The 14,616-nt window shown below is 75.0% G+C and carries 14 protein-coding genes; 5 read left to right on the top strand and 9 right to left on the bottom strand.

From position 1 onward, the window contains the following. Positions 1-36 precede the first annotated feature (36 nt). Both TNCT1_RS32050 and TNCT1_RS32055 read right to left on the bottom strand, forming a co-directional pair. Positions 37-1,563 carry a leucyl aminopeptidase gene (locus TNCT1_RS32050; RefSeq protein WP_143639154.1) on the bottom strand — a complete coding sequence of 509 codons (1,527 nt, stop codon included), beginning with the start codon at positions 1,561-1,563 and terminating at the stop codon, positions 37-39. A 469-nt stretch (positions 1,564-2,032) separates the two neighbouring features. After that, positions 2,033-2,818: an adenosylcobinamide-GDP ribazoletransferase gene (locus TNCT1_RS32055; RefSeq protein ID WP_143639156.1), complete on the bottom strand. Its 786-nt coding sequence runs from the start codon at positions 2,816-2,818 to the stop codon at positions 2,033-2,035. Between the two features lie 92 nt (positions 2,819-2,910). On the opposite strand from TNCT1_RS32055, the gene TNCT1_RS32060 reads away from it, so the two are divergent. After that, positions 2,911-3,675 (top strand): hypothetical protein, encoded by a 765-nt coding sequence (locus TNCT1_RS32060; RefSeq protein WP_143639158.1) that lies wholly within the window; start codon positions 2,911-2,913, stop codon positions 3,673-3,675. Between the two features lie 245 nt (positions 3,676-3,920). Here the strand turns inward: TNCT1_RS32060 and TNCT1_RS35660 are convergent, their stop codons facing one another. Genes TNCT1_RS35660 through cobT form a run of 3 tightly spaced genes read right to left on the bottom strand, consistent with a single transcriptional unit; the run spans position 3,921 to position 7,726 of the window. Continuing rightward, positions 3,921-4,628, bottom strand: coding sequence for a hypothetical protein (locus TNCT1_RS35660; protein ID WP_160160446.1), 708 nt, complete (start codon positions 4,626-4,628; stop codon positions 3,921-3,923). A gap of 10 nt (positions 4,629-4,638) precedes the next feature. Continuing rightward, the gene (locus tag TNCT1_RS32070; protein WP_235903013.1) at positions 4,639-6,528 is read right to left on the bottom strand and encodes a phosphatidylglycerol lysyltransferase domain-containing protein; all 1,890 of its coding nucleotides are present in this window, start codon (positions 6,526-6,528) and stop codon (positions 4,639-4,641) included. Between the two features lie 55 nt (positions 6,529-6,583). Next, positions 6,584-7,726 (bottom strand): nicotinate-nucleotide--dimethylbenzimidazole phosphoribosyltransferase, encoded by a 1,143-nt coding sequence (gene cobT / locus TNCT1_RS32075; protein WP_143639160.1) that lies wholly within the window; start codon positions 7,724-7,726, stop codon positions 6,584-6,586. Positions 7,727-7,859: 133 nt separating this feature from the next. Here cobT and TNCT1_RS32080 point away from each other — a divergent pair, with 133 nt between their 5' ends. Then, positions 7,860-8,864, top strand: a complete 1,005-nt coding sequence (locus TNCT1_RS32080; RefSeq protein ID WP_143639162.1) for a class I SAM-dependent methyltransferase — start codon at positions 7,860-7,862, stop codon at positions 8,862-8,864. A 62-nt stretch (positions 8,865-8,926) separates the two neighbouring features. On the opposite strand, the gene TNCT1_RS32085 is transcribed toward TNCT1_RS32080, so the two are convergent. Beyond that, the gene (locus tag TNCT1_RS32085) at positions 8,927-10,129 is read right to left on the bottom strand and encodes a bifunctional adenosylcobinamide kinase/adenosylcobinamide-phosphate guanylyltransferase (RefSeq protein WP_143639165.1); all 1,203 of its coding nucleotides are present in this window, start codon (positions 10,127-10,129) and stop codon (positions 8,927-8,929) included. 80 nt (positions 10,130-10,209) lie between these two features. On the opposite strand from TNCT1_RS32085, the gene TNCT1_RS32090 reads away from it, so the two are divergent. Beyond that, complete coding sequence (locus TNCT1_RS32090) at positions 10,210-10,422, top strand: hypothetical protein (RefSeq protein ID WP_143639167.1); 213 nt, start codon at positions 10,210-10,212, stop codon at positions 10,420-10,422. Between the two features lie 40 nt (positions 10,423-10,462). Here TNCT1_RS32090 and TNCT1_RS32095 read toward each other — a convergent pair whose 3' ends face one another. The 3 genes from TNCT1_RS32095 to TNCT1_RS32105 form a co-directional block, all read right to left on the bottom strand. Beyond that, positions 10,463-11,536, bottom strand: coding sequence for a S1C family serine protease (locus tag TNCT1_RS32095; protein WP_143639169.1), 1,074 nt, complete (start codon positions 11,534-11,536; stop codon positions 10,463-10,465). A 126-nt stretch (positions 11,537-11,662) separates the two neighbouring features. Continuing rightward, entirely contained in the window at positions 11,663-12,400 is a 738-nt protein-coding gene (locus TNCT1_RS32100; protein ID WP_143639209.1) for a bifunctional 2-polyprenyl-6-hydroxyphenol methylase/3-demethylubiquinol 3-O-methyltransferase UbiG, read from the bottom strand. A gap of 74 nt (positions 12,401-12,474) precedes the next feature. Next, positions 12,475-13,101 carry a DUF3043 domain-containing protein gene (locus TNCT1_RS32105; protein ID WP_174266525.1) on the bottom strand — a complete coding sequence of 209 codons (627 nt, stop codon included), beginning with the start codon at positions 13,099-13,101 and terminating at the stop codon, positions 12,475-12,477. A 279-nt stretch (positions 13,102-13,380) separates the two neighbouring features. Here TNCT1_RS32105 and TNCT1_RS32115 point away from each other — a divergent pair, with 279 nt between their 5' ends. After that, the gene (locus tag TNCT1_RS32115) at positions 13,381-14,172 is read left to right on the top strand and encodes a PspA/IM30 family protein (RefSeq protein ID WP_143639174.1); all 792 of its coding nucleotides are present in this window, start codon (positions 13,381-13,383) and stop codon (positions 14,170-14,172) included. A gap of 33 nt (positions 14,173-14,205) precedes the next feature. Then, positions 14,206-14,484 carry a hypothetical protein gene (locus TNCT1_RS32120; RefSeq protein ID WP_143639177.1) on the top strand — a complete coding sequence of 93 codons (279 nt, stop codon included), beginning with the start codon at positions 14,206-14,208 and terminating at the stop codon, positions 14,482-14,484. The last annotated feature ends 132 nt before the right edge of the window (positions 14,485-14,616 follow it).

Raw genomic sequence — 14,616 nt, forward strand, 5'->3', positions numbered from 1 at the left:
CCCGGCGACGGGGCGGCCCGGGCTACCGGGCGGTCATCAGCCCAGGTCACCCGCCGCGGTCAGCTCGGCCAGCCGCACCAGGGTGCGGACGGCGGAGCCGGTGCCGCCCTTCGGCGTGTAGCCGAACGGGCCGCCCTCGTTGAACGCGGGACCCGCGATGTCGAGGTGCGCCCAGGTGATCCCCTCGCCCACGAACTCGCGCAGGAAGAGGCCGGCGACCAGGCCGCCGCCCATGCGCTCGCCCATGTTGGCGATGTCGGCGACGGAGGAGTCCATGCCCTTGCGCAGGTGCTCGGGCAGCGGCATCTGCCACGCGGGCTCGCCGACCTCCTCGGCCGCCTCGTGCACCGCGGAGCGGAACGCCTCGTCGTTGGACATGACGCCGAAGGTGCGGCTGCCGAGCGCCAGCACCATCGCGCCGGTCAGCGTGGCGACGTCGACGATCGCGTCGGGCGCCTCCTGGGAGGCCGCCCACAGCGCGTCGGCGAGCACCAGCCGGCCCTCGGCGTCGGTGTTGAGCACCTCGACCGTCTTGCCGCTGTACATGCGCAGCACGTCGCCCGGGCGGACGGCGGTGCCCGAGGGCATGTTCTCGGCCAGCGCCAGCCAGCCGGTCACGTTGACCCTGAGGTCCAGCCGGGCGGCGGTGACGACGGCGGCGAACACGGCGGCGGCGCCGCTCATGTCGCACTTCATTGTCTCGTTGTGGCCGGCCGGCTTCAGCGAGATGCCGCCCGAGTCGTAGGTGATGCCCTTGCCGACGAGGGCGAGGTGCTTGTCCGCCTTGGGGTGCGAGTACGACAGCTTGACCAGCCGCGGGGTCGCCGCCGAGCCGCCGCCGACGCCCATGATGCCGCCGTAGCCGCCCTTGACCAGGGCCTTCTCGTCGAGCACCTGCACCTTGAGGCCGTGCTCCTTGGCCGCGCCCTGCGCGACGGCGGCGAAGGCCTGCGGGGTGAGGTCGTTCGGCGGCATGTTGATCAGGTCGCGGGCGCGGTTCAGCTCCTCGGAGACCGCGACGGCCCGGGCCACGGCGCCCTTGTGGGCGGCGTCGCGCGGCTTGCCGCCGAGCAGCGTGGCCTCGGCCAGCGGCGCCTTGCCGTTCTTGGCGCGCGCGTCCTTGGCGCTCTCCTTGTACGTGTCGAAGGAGTACGCGCCGAGCAGCACGCCCTCGCCGATCGCGCCGATGGCGCCGGGACCGTCGACGGGCAGCGCGAACGCGGCCTTGCGGGCGCCGGTGAGGGCGCGGGCGGCCACACCGGCGGCCTGGCGCAGGGCCTCGGCGTCGTAACCGGCGTCCTTCTCGGGCTCCGCGCCCAGGCCCACCGCCACCACGAGCGGCGCCTTGAAGCCGCCCGGGGCGGGCAGCTTCGTCAGCTCGCCCTCGGCACCGGAGGCACCGAGGGTCTCCAGGACGCCGGCCAGCTTGCCGTCGTAAGCCTTGTCCACGGCCTCGGCGCCCGGCGCGACGACGGGCCCCTTGGCACCCTTGGCGACACCGATCACGATCGCGTCGGCCCGCAGGCCGGGCGCCGCGGTGGTGCTGAGAGTCAGAGCAGTCACGGTGGTGAAATCTCGCTTCCGATGTGAAGTTGCTGTGGCCGAAAAGGGGTGGGTCGACCGGGCCCGACAGCCGACCCTAGGCGCAGGCCTGGGGGCAGGTGGCAACCGGGGCCTTCACCCTGTCGGCGAACACCCGGGACGAGACTACGCGCGTGCGCCCGTTCCCTCATGCCTGTGGGCGGTCCCCGGGTCATGCCTTCGGGTAAACCCTCGGCCATGCCTTCGGGTAATCCCTATGCATCCCTGTGCCCCGGATCCCCGGCCCGAAGGGCCGGCCGGGCGGCAGGAGGCGCCGGCGCGGCCGCCGGCGAGGGAGCGGCGGCAGGGGAGAGCACCGGCAGCGCGTTCACCTCGAAGAGCGCCACGGCGGCCGCCCACACCGTGCCGGAGAGCGGGAACCGGCCCCCGGCCGGCAGTACGTGGGCTCGGGTGCCCCCGGTCAGAACCCGTCCGTGTGCGGGACGGGGGACTAGCGGCCGAGGGACAGCACCACTAGGGCGCTCGTCGCGGCCGTCTCCGCCAGGGCGCCGAACACGTCGCCGGTGACGCCGCCGAAGCGCCGGGTGCAGTGGCGCAGCAGGAGTTCGGCGGCGGCCAGGGCGAGCGGTACGGCGGCCGCGGCGCGCAGGGCCCCGTACGGGCCGAGGGCCGCGCCCCAGGCGGCCGCCACCACCGTGACGGCCGCCGCGACGGCCGCCGCGCCCGGCGCCGGAACCACCCCGGCGACCGCCGCGCCCAGCCCCTCCGGCCGGGCGGCCGGCACCCCGGCGCGCGCGGCCAGGGTGAGCGCCAGTCTGGCCGTGACGGCCGAGGTCAGCGCGGCGGTGGCGCCCCGGGTCCAGGAGTCGCCGTAGAGCTGCGCCAGCGCGGCGGTCTGGGCCAGCAGGACGAGCAGGAGGGTGATAACGCCGAACGGCCCTATGTCCGACCGCTTCATGATGCGCAGCGCGTCCTCGGCCGGCTTGCCGCTGCCCAGCCCGTCGGCGGTGTCGGCGAGCCCGTCCAGGTGCAGTCCGCGGGTCAGCACGGCCGGTACGGCCACCGAGGCGACGGCGGCGAGCAGCGGGCCGGCGCCCAGCAGGAGCAGCAGCAGCCCGAGCCCGGCCGCGCAGGCGCCGACGGCGAGTCCGGCCACCGGGGCGGTCAGCATGCCCCGGCGGGCGGCCTCCCGGTCCCAGCGGTGCACCCGGACGGGCAGCACGGTGAGCGTGCCGAAGGCGAAGCGGAGGCCGTGGAGGGAGGGGGTCCTGGACACCGGCGCAGGCTACCGGGCGCCGGACCGGGCCCCGGCAGGTGAATCCGGCGAACGGCACCGAGGGTCGGGGCAATTGGGGGTAATGTGCGCACATGGGGCACTGGTGGGAGCGGAACATCCTGGAGCCGGGCAAGCTCCCGCTGCTGCTGGCCCTCGCCGCCTTCGTGCTGACCTTCCTCGTCACCCGGGTCATCACCCGGCTGATCCGGGCCGGCAGGGGCCCGTTCGGGAACGTCCGGGCGGGCGGACTGCACATCCACCACGTGGTCCCGGGGGTGGTGCTCACCGTCGTCGGCGGGTTCGGGGCGGTCGCCAGCGACCGGCACGGCGCCGGCGGGGCCGTCGCGGCCGTGGTCTTCGGGATGGGCGCGGGGCTGGTGCTGGACGAGTTCGCGCTGATCCTGCACCTCGACGACGTCTACTGGACGGCGGAGGGCCGCAAGAGCGTCGAGGCCGTCGTCCTCACCGCCGCCCTGGTCGGCCTGCTGCTGGCCGGCTTCGTCCCGTTCGGCGTCAACGACCTGTCCGAGCAGGAGCTGGAGAACAGGGGCAGCGTCATCGGCACCATCGCCGTGAACTTCCTCTTCGCGCTGATCGCCCTGAGCAAGGGCAAGGCCCGCACCGCGGTGTTCGGCGCGATCGTGCCGCTGGTCGCGCTGGTCGGCGCCATCCGCCTGGCCCGCCCCGGCTCCCCGTGGGCCCGCCGCTTCTACGGCCGCCGCCCCCGCGCCCGCGCCAGGTCCGCGCTGCGCGCCTACCGCCACGACCGCCGCTGGTCCGGCCCCCGCCGCGCGGTCCAGGACTGGATCGGCGGCAAACCAGACCCCCGCCCGACCCGCCTCCCGGACCACGACTGAGCACATCGCGCGGGGCGGTTCCCTGGAGCCCGCCGGGGCGTTCGGGGCTGGGTGGTGGCCGGAGTGCGGTCCGGGCGGTTGGGGGCGGGGCGGTCTTGGGCCCGGTCGGCTAGGCTGCCGGGCCACCTTGGGCCGCTCCAACGCGGGACGGTTGCCTGGAGGCCGCATTCACCGAGCGCTTCGTGGGGGCGGGCATCGCGTGGCCGCCGGCGTCCCGTCGCCGGCAGGGGGGGCAGGCGGGTCGGTCAGGGGCGGAGCGGAGGCGGGGTGGGGCTGGGGCCGGGGGGACGGCCGGGGCGGTAGGGGGCGCGGTCGCGCAGGGCCGCCGCCAGGCAGAGGGTGCCGACGCCCATCAGGGCGGCCAGGTGCTCCTTGCCGGCCAGGTTCTCCTTCAGGAGCACCTCGACCACCATCGCCGCGGTCACCGCGCCCGCCGTGACATAGGCGCCGTAGCGCCAGCCCACGTACACGGCGAGGCCGACCACCGCCGCCGAGGGCCCGGTGTCCACCACCCGGGCGTCCGAGGCGGGCAGGCCGAACGGGGCGTGCGGGCCGAGGGCGATGCCGGCCCGCGCGTACAGCGTCCCGGCGAGCGTGGCGACGTAGGCCACGGCCAGCGTGCGCCACCAGCCCAGACAGATCTCGGCGATGCCGAACACGCACAGGATCTGGGCGAGCGCCCCCCACACGGGCAGGTCCGGGGCCGGCACGAACAGCGACAGCGGCGTGCGTAACAGCGCCTGCCACAGCGGGTCCTCCGCCCGCACCGCCCCCGCGTCCTGTACGAACCGGTAACCCCACGGCTGGTTCTGCGCGTACTGCAGGAGCGCGGTCAGGCACACCGCGCCGGCGGCCATCGGCGCCGCCCGCAGCCGCCGTTCGCGCAGGGGCCCGCGGACCGTGACGTACAGCGCCCCCCACTCGGCACGGGCCCAGCGGGCGGGCCTCTCCATCAAGCGTTCCTCATCGGTGCGTCTCCAGATCCCTGCGATGCGCCCACTGCGGCGGCCCGGGAGACTCGGGGCCCGCCGCCGGACTCCCGCCCGCCGCGCGGCGCCTGGCGACCGCGCGCACCAGACGCCGCGCGCCCCGCCCCCCGGGCGGACGCCGGGAATCCGACGACAGGCCCCCCAGGAACCCCTCGGCCCGCGCCGACGCGAGGCCGATGCGCAGCAGGTCCGCGCTCTTCTCGAAGAGCAGGAACCTCGGTTCCCAGATGGGCCGGTACTTCGCGTTGGCGCGGTACAGCGACTCGATCTGCCACCAGCGGGAGAAGAAGCTGAGCAGCGACCGCCACAGCCTCAGCACCGGACCGGCGCCGAGGCGCGCGCCACGTTCGAAGACCGAGCGGAACATCGCGAAGTTGAGCGAGACCTGCGTGATCCCGGTCTCCCCGGACCGCCGCAGCAGCTCGATGACCATGAACTCCATCAGCCCGTTGTCGGAGTCCCGGTCCCGCCGCATGAGGTCGAGGGACAGCCCGTGCGGCCCCCAGGGCACGAAGGAGAGCAGCGCCCGCAGCCTGCCCTCGGCGTCCGTGCACTCCAGCATCACGCACCGGCCGTCCTCGGGGTCGGCGAGCCGCCCCAGCGCCATGCTGAAGCCGCGCTCGCCGGCCCCGTCCCGCCAGTCGTCGGCGCGCTCCACGAGGTACGCCATCTCCGCCGCCGGAATGTCCTCGTGCCGCCGGATCCGCACCCGGTACCCGGCCCGCCGCACCCGGTTGTACGCCTGCCGGACCGTGCGCATCGCCCGCCCCTCCAGGGTGAACTCGGCGACCTCCACGATCGCCTCGTCGCCGAGTTCCAGCGCGTCCAGACCGTGCCGGGCGTAGACCGTGCCCGCCTCCTCGCTCGCCCCCATCACGGCCGGGATCCACCCGTGCGCCCGCGCCTCGGTCAGCCACGGCCCGATCGCCCCGGGCCACGCCTCCGGGTCGCCGAGCGGGTCGCCGGAGGCGAGGCTCACCCCGCCGACGACGCGGTAGGCGACGGCCGCCTTCCCGGTCGGCGACCACACCACGCTCTTCTCCCGGCGCAGCGCGAAGTAGCCGAGCGAGTCCCGCTCCCCGTGCCGCTCCAGCAGCGCCCGCAGCCGTTTCTCGTCGTCCTCGGTGAGCGGGTCCACGGCGCGCCGGGAGCGGAAGGCGGCGTAGAAGACGGCCAGGACGAGCGCCGTGCTGAGCACGTTGACCGTCACGTTGGCCCAGTTGGGCGGGTCGATCCCGGGAAAGCGGCTCTCGTCGGCGGCCACCGAGATCAGCCGCAGCGTGCCGTAGTGCCAGCGCTCCCGGAACGTCGAACGGGCCGCGTCCGAGGCCTGGTTGGTGACCGTGACCAGCGCACCGGCGAGCAGCGAGGCGAGCAGGCCGCCGCCCACCGCCACGGTCGCGGCCAGCCGCGGGTTCGACCGGTCACCCTTGGCGTAGAACTCCCGCCGGCCGGCCAGCAGCGATCCGGTGAAGACGGCCGTGAGGGCCAGGGAGACCCAGTTCTGCGCGTACTGCCGGATCTCCGGGAACGCCATGGCGAAGGCGAACAGGACCAGGAACGAACCGCTCAGCACCAGGTTCAGGATCCAGGCGGCCCGTTTGCGCCGCCGCATGGTGACCGCCAGGAACGCGGTGAACACGCCCGAGGCGAAGCCGGCGGTCAGCAGGTACGGCGTGAAGAGGTTCTCCTGGTTGTGCCGCCGTACGTCCTGCCCCAGCGAAACCCACACCGCGCTCAGGAAGTTGACGAACGCGACGGCCCGCAGGTACCAGACGGCGAACGCGGCGGCCCGGCGGGAGGCGCCGCCGGACCGCCGCCCCGGCTCGGCCTGCTGTTCCACGGCAAATCGGGCATCTCCCATGAGGAAGGATCATATGGGGGCCCTCGCCGCGAACCGTGCAGCCGACCGCGACCGGCTACTCCTTCTCCGGCTCCGTCTCCCGGCCCGGCTCCAGACCGGCACCCGGCGCGGCGTCGCCGTCCTCCGGCTCCGGCTTGTCGTCCGCCCCGGGCTCCGGTTCCTCGGGCAGCTCGGCGGCCAGCGCGGCGGCGGCCCGCACCAGCGGCAGCGCCAGCAGCGCCCCCACGCCCTCGCCGACCTTCACGCCCTGCTCCAGCAGCGGCTCCAGCGCCATCCGGTCCAGCGCCTTCGCCTGCCCCGGCTCCCCGCTGTCGTGCCCGGCCAGCCACCAGTCGGGCGCCCGGAACGCGACCCGCTGGGCGACCAGGGCGCACGCGGCGGACACCACGCCGTCCAGGATCACCGGCAGCTTGCGCACGGCGCACTGCAGCAGGAACCCGGTCATCGCGGCCAGATCGGCGCCGCCCACGGTGGCGAGGAGCTGAAGCTGGTCGCCGAGCACCGGGCGCGCCCGCCGCAGCGCGTCCCGGATCGCCGCGCACTTGCGCATCCACGCCAGGTCGTCGACCGGCAGGCCGCCCCGCCCGGTCACCACGGAGGCGTCGGTCCCGCACAGCGCGGCGACCAGCACCGCGGCGGCCGTGGTCCCGCCCACGCTCAGGTCGCCGAGCACCACCAGGTCCGTCCCCGAGTCGGCCTCCTCGTCGGCGACCGCCACGCCGGCCCGGAAGGCCGCCTCGGCCTCGTCGGCGGTGAGCGCGTCCTCGATGTCGATACGGCCGCTGCCGCGCCGCACGCGGTGGCGCACGACGTCCTCCGGGAAGGCCTCCGGCGGGCAGTCCAGCGACATGTCCACCACGCGCACCGGGACGTCCAGCCGGCGCGCGAGCACCGACACCGGGCTGCCGCCCTCGAGCACCGCCCGCACCAGCCGCTCGGCGCCGCCCGCAGGCCGTGCGGAGACGCCGAGTTCCGCGACGCCGTGATCGCCGGCGAAGAGCACCACCCGCGGCCGCTCGACCGGCCGTACCGGTACGGCGCCCTGCGCGGCGGACAGCCACTCGCCCAGCTCGTCCAGCCGTCCGAGCGACCCGGGCGGCACGATCTGGCGCTCGCGCCGGGCCTCGGCGTCACGGCGAACGCCCCCGTCCGGGCGCTCGATCAGATCGGTGAAGTCGTCCAGTTCAAGGCTGCTCATTCGCCGAACAGTACCGGCAGCGGACGAACCCGCCCGCGCCACAGCGCCACCACGCGGTGACGACGTCATTGCGTCCAAGATCGGTATCCCATACGTTCCGGTTTGTCGCGGAATGTCGCCCTGGGAGCCGTCCATGCAGCCCTCGCCCTCCTCCACGCTGGTCAACGAGCCCTGCGACCCCTTCCTGGAACCACGCCGCGAGGACTGCCCCTGGTGCGGCTCCCGGCGCCTGCGGACCCGGATGCGCGCCCCGGACCCGCTGCGGCACCGGCCCGGCAGCCACGCCCTCGACGAGTGCGGCGACTGCGGCCACGTCTTCCAGAACCCCCGGCTCACCGCGGAGGGCCTCGCCTTCTACCACCGGGACTCCTACGTGCGACAGCTCGAGGAGTTCGCCGGGCGGCTCCGCTCCGCCCGCACGGTCCGCCGCCGCCACCGCGCCGCCGCGCACGCGCTGTCGGCGCTGCCCGACCCGGAGAGCTGGCTGGACGTGGGCACGGGCCACGCCCGCTTCCCCGAGGCGGCGAAGGAGTTCTTCCCGTACACCAGCTTCGACGGCCTGGACCCGACGGCCCGCGTCGAACAGGCCCTGCTGGAGGGCCGCGTCGAGGAGGCCCACCGCGGCTACCTGAGCACCCCGGGCACGGCGGCCCGCCTGCGCGCCCGCTACGACGTGGTCAGCATGTTCCACCACCTGCAGCACACCCCGGAGCCGCGCGCCGAACTCCGCGCCGCGCTCGCCGTCCTGCGGCCCGGCGGCCACCTCGTCGTCGAAGTCCCCGACCCGCGCTGCGCGTTCGCCGCGCTCCTGGGCAGGTGGTGGTGGTCCTACGGACAGCCGAGGCACCTGCACCTGCCGACCCTCGCCAACCTCCGCGCGGAGCTGGAGCGGCAGGGCTGCACGGTCCTCGTCACCGACCGCGCCGCCCCGCACACCCCCTACGACCTGTCGGCGGCCCTCACCCTCGCCCTGTCCCGCACCCGTCCCCTCCTGCGGGCCGCGGCGGCCCCCCTGACCGACCTGGCCTGGGCGCTCGACCACGCCCTGTGCCCCCTCGCCCGGCACACCCCCTTCTCCAACGCCTACCGCCTCGTGGCCCGCAAGAACACGGCGGCCACCGTCCAGCCGCCGCCCTGAGCGGGACGCGGCCGCCCCGGGACCGGGCGGAAGGCGCGCGGGGAACCGTGCGACCGGGCGCCTCAGCCGCGGAGCACCACCGCCTGGCCCGCCACGACCAGCAGCACCTGCTCGCACTCGGCCGCGAACGCCGCGTTCAACCGCCCCAGCTCGTCCCGGTACCGCCGCCCGGAGGCGGTCGCCGGCACGATCCCCGACCCCACCTCGTTGGACACCGCCACCACGGTCCGCCGGGCGCCCCGCACCGCCGCCGTCAGCTCCCGCACCCGCTCCCGCAGCGCCTTCTCCCCGCCGCCGGCCCACTCCGCGTCGTCCCACGCCCCGACGGAGTCCATGACGTCCGTCAGCCACAGCGACAGACAGTCGATCAGCACCGGCGGCCCGTCCCCGGCCAGCAGCGGCAGCAGGTCCGTCGTCTCCGCCGTACGCCACGACCCCGGCCGCCGCTCCCGGTGCGCCGCCACCCGCGCCGCCCACTCGGTGTCCCCGCCGCGCGTGCCGCCCGTGGCCACGTACAGCACGCCGGGGAAGGCCTCCAGGCGCCGCTCGGCCTCCACCGACTTGCCCGAGCGCGCCCCGCCGAGCACCAGCGTCCGGCGCGGCACGTCCGGCACCTCCTCGTACGCGCCGACCATCAGCGTCGTGCCGTCCGGCACCGCCCGCGCGCCCGCCGCCGCGAGCCGCCGCCGCAGCTCCGCGCCCTGCGGCACGTCGTGGCCGAGGTGCACGGCGACGACGTCCGTGGTCGGGTCCACCGAACCCACCGCCCGCAGCCGGGCCAGCGCGTCCGGCCGGCCGACGACATCGGCGAGGACCATCTGGTAGGTCTCCGGGGCCGGTTCCTCCAGGCCGGCCGGCGCCCCGCCCGGCGGCAGGTACAGCAGCCGCTGCCCGTCCGGTCCGGTCACCGCGTACCCGGTGCCGCCCGCGTCCATCGCCACCGCCCGCACCCTATGGCCCGTCAGCAGCGCCAACTCCCGCCCGTCCGGCACCCGCCCGGGCTGCGGCAGCCCGGCCGGCACCTCCACCGGCGGCCCGTCGTGCGGATGGGACAGCAGCACCTGCCGTACTCCGCCCAGCGAATGCCCGGACCGGGCGGCCGCGAACGCCGCACCCGGCGTCAGGTCGAGCAGCAGGGCCCCGTCCACGAGCAGCGCGGTGGCCGCCCGCGCGTCAGGGCCCAGCGCGGTCGCGCAGACGGCGCAGGAACAGTCGGGGCGGGGCAGCCCCGCGGGGGCGCCGGTGCCGAGCAGAGTGACTTCCACGGACCGATTTTCACCCCTCCCAGCAGGTCTTGCGCTTCCGGCTAGTCTTCCGGGGCAGAGTTGGATCAGAGGAGGCCCATATGACGGCATGGACGTGGCGGTTCGAGAAGGCCGACGGGACGGAGGTCCAGCCCGCGGTGCAGCCCGAGGAGTTCACCACCCAGGGGGACGCCGAGTCCTGGATCGGCGAGCACTGGAAGGCGCTGCAGGAAGGCGGCGCGGACCAGGTGCGCCTGTTCGAGGAGACCAGCGAGATCTACGGCCCGATGAGCCTGCACGCCGAGGCGTCGTAAGCCGCGGCCGGGCGGTGCGGAGGAGCCGCGGCCGCGCTCCTCACTGCTCACCCAGTGTCACCTCCACGGTCTTCGCCGCGCCGTCGCGCTGGTAGGTCACCGGGACCCGCTGCCCGGGCCGCCGGGCCGCCAGCGCCTCTGACAGCCCGGTGGCGGAGGTGACCGGGGCGCGGTCCACCCCGGTGATCACGTCGCCGGCCCGCAGCCCGGCCCGGGCGGCCGGGCCGCCGCCGGTGACGGTCACCACCGCGGCCCCGGCCGGCCGGTAGCCGTCGTCCACCACCGTGCGCACGGTGACGCCGAGTGCGGCCCGCCCCGAGTCGACGACCTTGCCGTTACGGACGATCTGGTCGGCGACCGTGCGCACCATCGACGCGGGGATGGCGAAACCGATGCCGGGCGCCGCGCCGCCCCCCAGGCCGGGATCGGACGCGGCGAGCGTCGGGATGCCGATGACCTGCCCGTCGAGGTCGACCAGCGCCCCGCCGCTGTTGCCCGGGTTGATGGCCGCCGAGGTCTGCACCATGTTCGCGATGGTGGCGCCGGTGCCGCCGGCCGAGCCGCCGCCCTCGCTGACGGTCCGTCCGGTCGCCGAGACGATGCCCTCGGTCACGCTGGACGACAGTCCGAGCGGTGAGCCCATGGCCAGCACGATGTGGCCGACCTGCACCGTCTCGGAGTTCCCGAACACCGCCGCCCGCAGCCCGTCCGGCACCCGGTCCAGCTTGATCACCGCGAGGTCCTGCTCGGGGTAGGAGTACACCAGGCGCGCGGTGAGCGGCTCCTCGCTGTGGGCCGTGGTCACCCGGAAGGTCTTCTCCGAGCCGACCACGTGCGCGTTCGTGACGATGTGCCCCTGGCCGTCGTACACGACCCCGGAGCCGAGGTCGCCGCTCGCCTGGATCTGCACGACCGACGGCAGGACCTCCTTGATCACCTTCAGGTACCGGCCCTGCAGGTCGTCCAGCGCCAGCGGCAGCGCCGCCCGGTCGGACGCGCCGGGCCGCTCCACCGGCGTCTCCGACGCCGTACAGCCGGCGGCGAGCAGCACGGCACAGACCAGCACGGGAACGCGGGCGCCTCTCAGACGGGCGCGGCCACGGGAAACGTCCATGCCCCGAGTGTTTCCACCGGCGGCCCCCCGGGCCCGCCCGATACGCCCGGACGGCCCCGTAAGCCGCCGGCCACCGAGCCCGCCGGGGGCCGCCCCTAGGGAGACGGGCCCCGTCGCGACAGGGTTCTAGCCGCGTACCCCGCACAGGTGCAGCAGGGCCGCGACCGCCCGGTAGGGGTCCGTGCGCCCCGCCCGGTCCTCGGCCGCCAGCAGGCTCTCCAGGTCGTCCGGGATCTCCGCGTCGTCCGCCGCGGTGCCGGTGAAGACCTGCACGCCGTACCAGGCGTGCAGCGGGGCGGCGATGCCGGCCAGGGTGGCGGTCAGCTCCGCCAGCCGGTCGGCCCGTACGTCCGGGCCGGGGCGGGCGGGAGCCTGCGCGTCCGGGTCCGTCCGCTGACCGGGCAGGCGCGGGGCGGTGCCGAAGGCGGCCAGCGCCCCCGGCCAGTCGCCCGACAGGCCCGGCCGCATGGCGAGCGCGTCGCCGTTGCACACGAGGAGGGACAGCAGCCCGCCGGGCGCGAGCATCCGGGCCAGGCCCGCGACCAGCGGGTCGGGCTCCTCCACGTACATCAGTACGCCGTGGCACAGCACCACGTCGAAGCTGCCGGGCAGGAAGTGCACCCCGGTGTCCCGCCCGTCGCCCTGCACGAGACGCACCCGCTCGCGAATGCCCTCGGGCTCACCGGCCAGGACCCGGCGCGCGGCCGTGACCATCGCCGCGTCCTGCTCGACACCGGTCACCCGGTGGCCGAGCCGGGCCAGCCGCAGCGCCTGCGTACCCCGGCCCATCCCCACGTCGAGCACCCGCAGCCGCTGCCCGACCGGGAACCGCCCGGCCATCTGCTCGTCGAGCTGCCGGGCCACCAGCTCCTGTCGCACGACGTCACGCAGGCCGCCCGGCCGGGCGTCGGCCGCACCCCCGGTCAAAGCCTCTGCGCTCAGGGCCGCTCTCCGCGCTTGACCTGCGGCTTCGGCAGCCTGAGCCGGCGCATCTGCAGCGAGCGCATCAGGGCGTAGGCGACCGCGCCCCGGCGGTTCTGGTCGGGGAAGCGCTCGGCCAGCCGCTTGCGCAGCCGGAAGCCGCTGAGCACCGCGTCGACGACGATCAGCACGATCACCACGGCCCACAGCCACAGCGCCAGCGCCTGGATCGACGGCACCCGCACCACGCTCAGCACCAGGATCACCACGGCGAAGGGCAGGAAGAACTCCGCCATGTTGAACCGCGAGTCCACCCAGTCGCGCGCGAACCTGCGCACCGGGCCCTTGTCGCGGGCAGGCAGGTAGCGCTCGTCGCCGCCGGCCAGCGCCTTGCGCTGCCGCTCCAGCGCCTGGCGCCGCTCCTCGCGCTGACGCTTGGCTGCGTCCTTGCGGGTCGTCGGCGTGCTGGCGACGCTACGGCGCTGGGACTGGGCCTCACTGCGCTTGGGGGTCGGCCTGCCCTTGGGGGCCTGCGGGTCACGGGGCTGCTTGGAGAAGCTCACGGCCGCCTTGTCGGCGGGGGTCTTCTCTTCCTTGGCACGGCTACGGAACACAAAACCCAAGGGTACGGGCTGCACCGGCATGGACCCCAGCCCGCCCGGGAACGATCCGGCAACACCGGACGTCTGTAGGGGGACAGAGGGGACGACGCGGACGCTCCACCCGGCGGTCACCGCAGGGGCGCGGCCGGGCCGCCCCGGGGATCACCTACTCCTCACGCCGGAGCGGCCAGGTCCGCAGTCGTCCTTGGGGATGAGCGCATCGGTCCCCGAACAGTGCGGTAATGGAGTCAGGGCCCGTACTGTGGGTTCTGTCGCTGGATCGGTCAGCTGGAGTCCGTCAGAAGGGGGCGCGCGAAGCCCATGAGCGGTGTCATGAAGCGTATGGGGATGATCTTCCGCGCGAAGGCGAACAAGGCCCTTGACCGGGCCGAGGACCCGCGCGAGACCCTCGATTACTCGTACCAGAAGCAGCTCGAACTGCTGCAGAAGGTGCGCCGCGGGGTCGCCGACGTGGCGACCTCCCGCAAGCGCCTGGAACTCCAGCTCAACCAGCTGCAGCAGCAGTCCTCGAAGCTGGAGGACCAGGGCCGCAAGGCGCTCGCGCTGGGCCGTGAGGACCTGGCCCGCGAGGCGCTGTCCCGCCGCGCCGCCCTCCAGCAGCAGGTGACGGACCTGGAGACGCAGCACTCCACCCTCCAGGGCGAGGAGGAGAAGCTCACCCTCGCGGCCCAGCGGCTGCAGGCCAAGGTGGACGCCTTCCGGACGAAGAAGGAGACCATCAAGGCCACCTACACCGCCGCCCAGGCGCAGACCCGCATCGGGGAGGCCTTCTCCGGCATCTCCGAGGAGATGGGCGACGTCGGCCTCGCCATCCAGCGCGCCGAGGACAAGACCGCCCAGCTCCAGGCCCGGGCCGGCGCCATCGACGAGCTCCTCGCCTCCGGCGCCCTCGACGACCCCTCCGGCATGGCCAAGGACGACATCCAGGCCGAGCTGGACCGGCTCTCCGGTGGTACGGATGTAGAGCTGGAACTGCAGCGCATGAAGGCCGAGCTGGCCGGGGGCTCCTCGCAGCAGGCCATCGAGGGCGGCGCCGGCGGATCGCAGTCCCAGCAGCAGCCGCAGGACACCCCGCGCTTCGACAAGCAGTAGTCCGGGCCGGGACCCCGAGCCGAGGAGGCCGACGTGATCGTACGGATCATGGGGGAGGGCCAGGTGAAGCTGGACGACGCCCACTTCGCCGAGCTCAACGAGCTGGACGACGAACTGCTGGCCGAGGTGGAGGGCGGCGACGAGGCGGGCTTCCGCCGCACGCTCTCCACCCTGCTGGACGCCGTCCGGCGCCTCGGCGTCCCGCTGCCGGACGACGCCCTGGAACCCTCGGAACTCATCCTCCCGTCCCCTCAGGCGACGCTGGAGGAGGTCCGGGAGCTGCTCGGCGACGAGGGGCTCATCCCGGGCTGAGCCGGCTCATACGGGCTGAGCCGCCCGAGGCGGGACGGGACGCCGGCGAGAAGACCCTGAACAGCGGGAACGGGAAGTCCGGCCGATGTGCGCGCCGCCCGCACCGGCCGGGTGCCGAGGGCGGGTGAGCCG

Origin of the sequence: Streptomyces sp. 1-11 (assembly GCF_007176755.1) — a bacterium.
In the GTDB taxonomy this organism is placed as follows: domain Bacteria; phylum Actinomycetota; class Actinomycetes; order Streptomycetales; family Streptomycetaceae; genus Streptomyces.

What these genes read in the sequence shown, in the direction of transcription:
- TNCT1_RS32080 (WP_143639162.1), top strand. Translation starts at nt 7,860, where the DNA reads ATGCAGCCCTCGCCCTCCTCCACGCTGGTCAACGAGCCCTGCGACCCC.
- TNCT1_RS32090 (WP_143639167.1), top strand. Translation starts at nt 10,210, where the DNA reads ATGACGGCATGGACGTGGCGGTTCGAGAAGGCCGACGGGACGGAGGTC.
- TNCT1_RS32060 (WP_143639158.1), top strand. Translation starts at nt 2,911, where the DNA reads ATGGGGCACTGGTGGGAGCGGAACATCCTGGAGCCGGGCAAGCTCCCG.
- cobT (WP_143639160.1), bottom strand. Translation starts at nt 7,726, where the DNA reads ATGAGCAGCCTTGAACTGGACGACTTCACCGATCTGATCGAGCGCCCG.
- TNCT1_RS35660 (WP_160160446.1), bottom strand. Translation starts at nt 4,628, where the DNA reads ATGGAGAGGCCCGCCCGCTGGGCCCGTGCCGAGTGGGGGGCGCTGTAC.
- TNCT1_RS32105 (WP_174266525.1), bottom strand. Translation starts at nt 13,101, where the DNA reads ATGCCGGTGCAGCCCGTACCCTTGGGTTTTGTGTTCCGTAGCCGTGCC.
- TNCT1_RS32095 (WP_143639169.1), bottom strand. Translation starts at nt 11,536, where the DNA reads ATGGACGTTTCCCGTGGCCGCGCCCGTCTGAGAGGCGCCCGCGTTCCC.
- TNCT1_RS32070 (WP_235903013.1), bottom strand. Translation starts at nt 6,528, where the DNA reads ATGGGAGATGCCCGATTTGCCGTGGAACAGCAGGCCGAGCCGGGGCGG.
- TNCT1_RS32115 (WP_143639174.1), top strand. Translation starts at nt 13,381, where the DNA reads ATGAGCGGTGTCATGAAGCGTATGGGGATGATCTTCCGCGCGAAGGCG.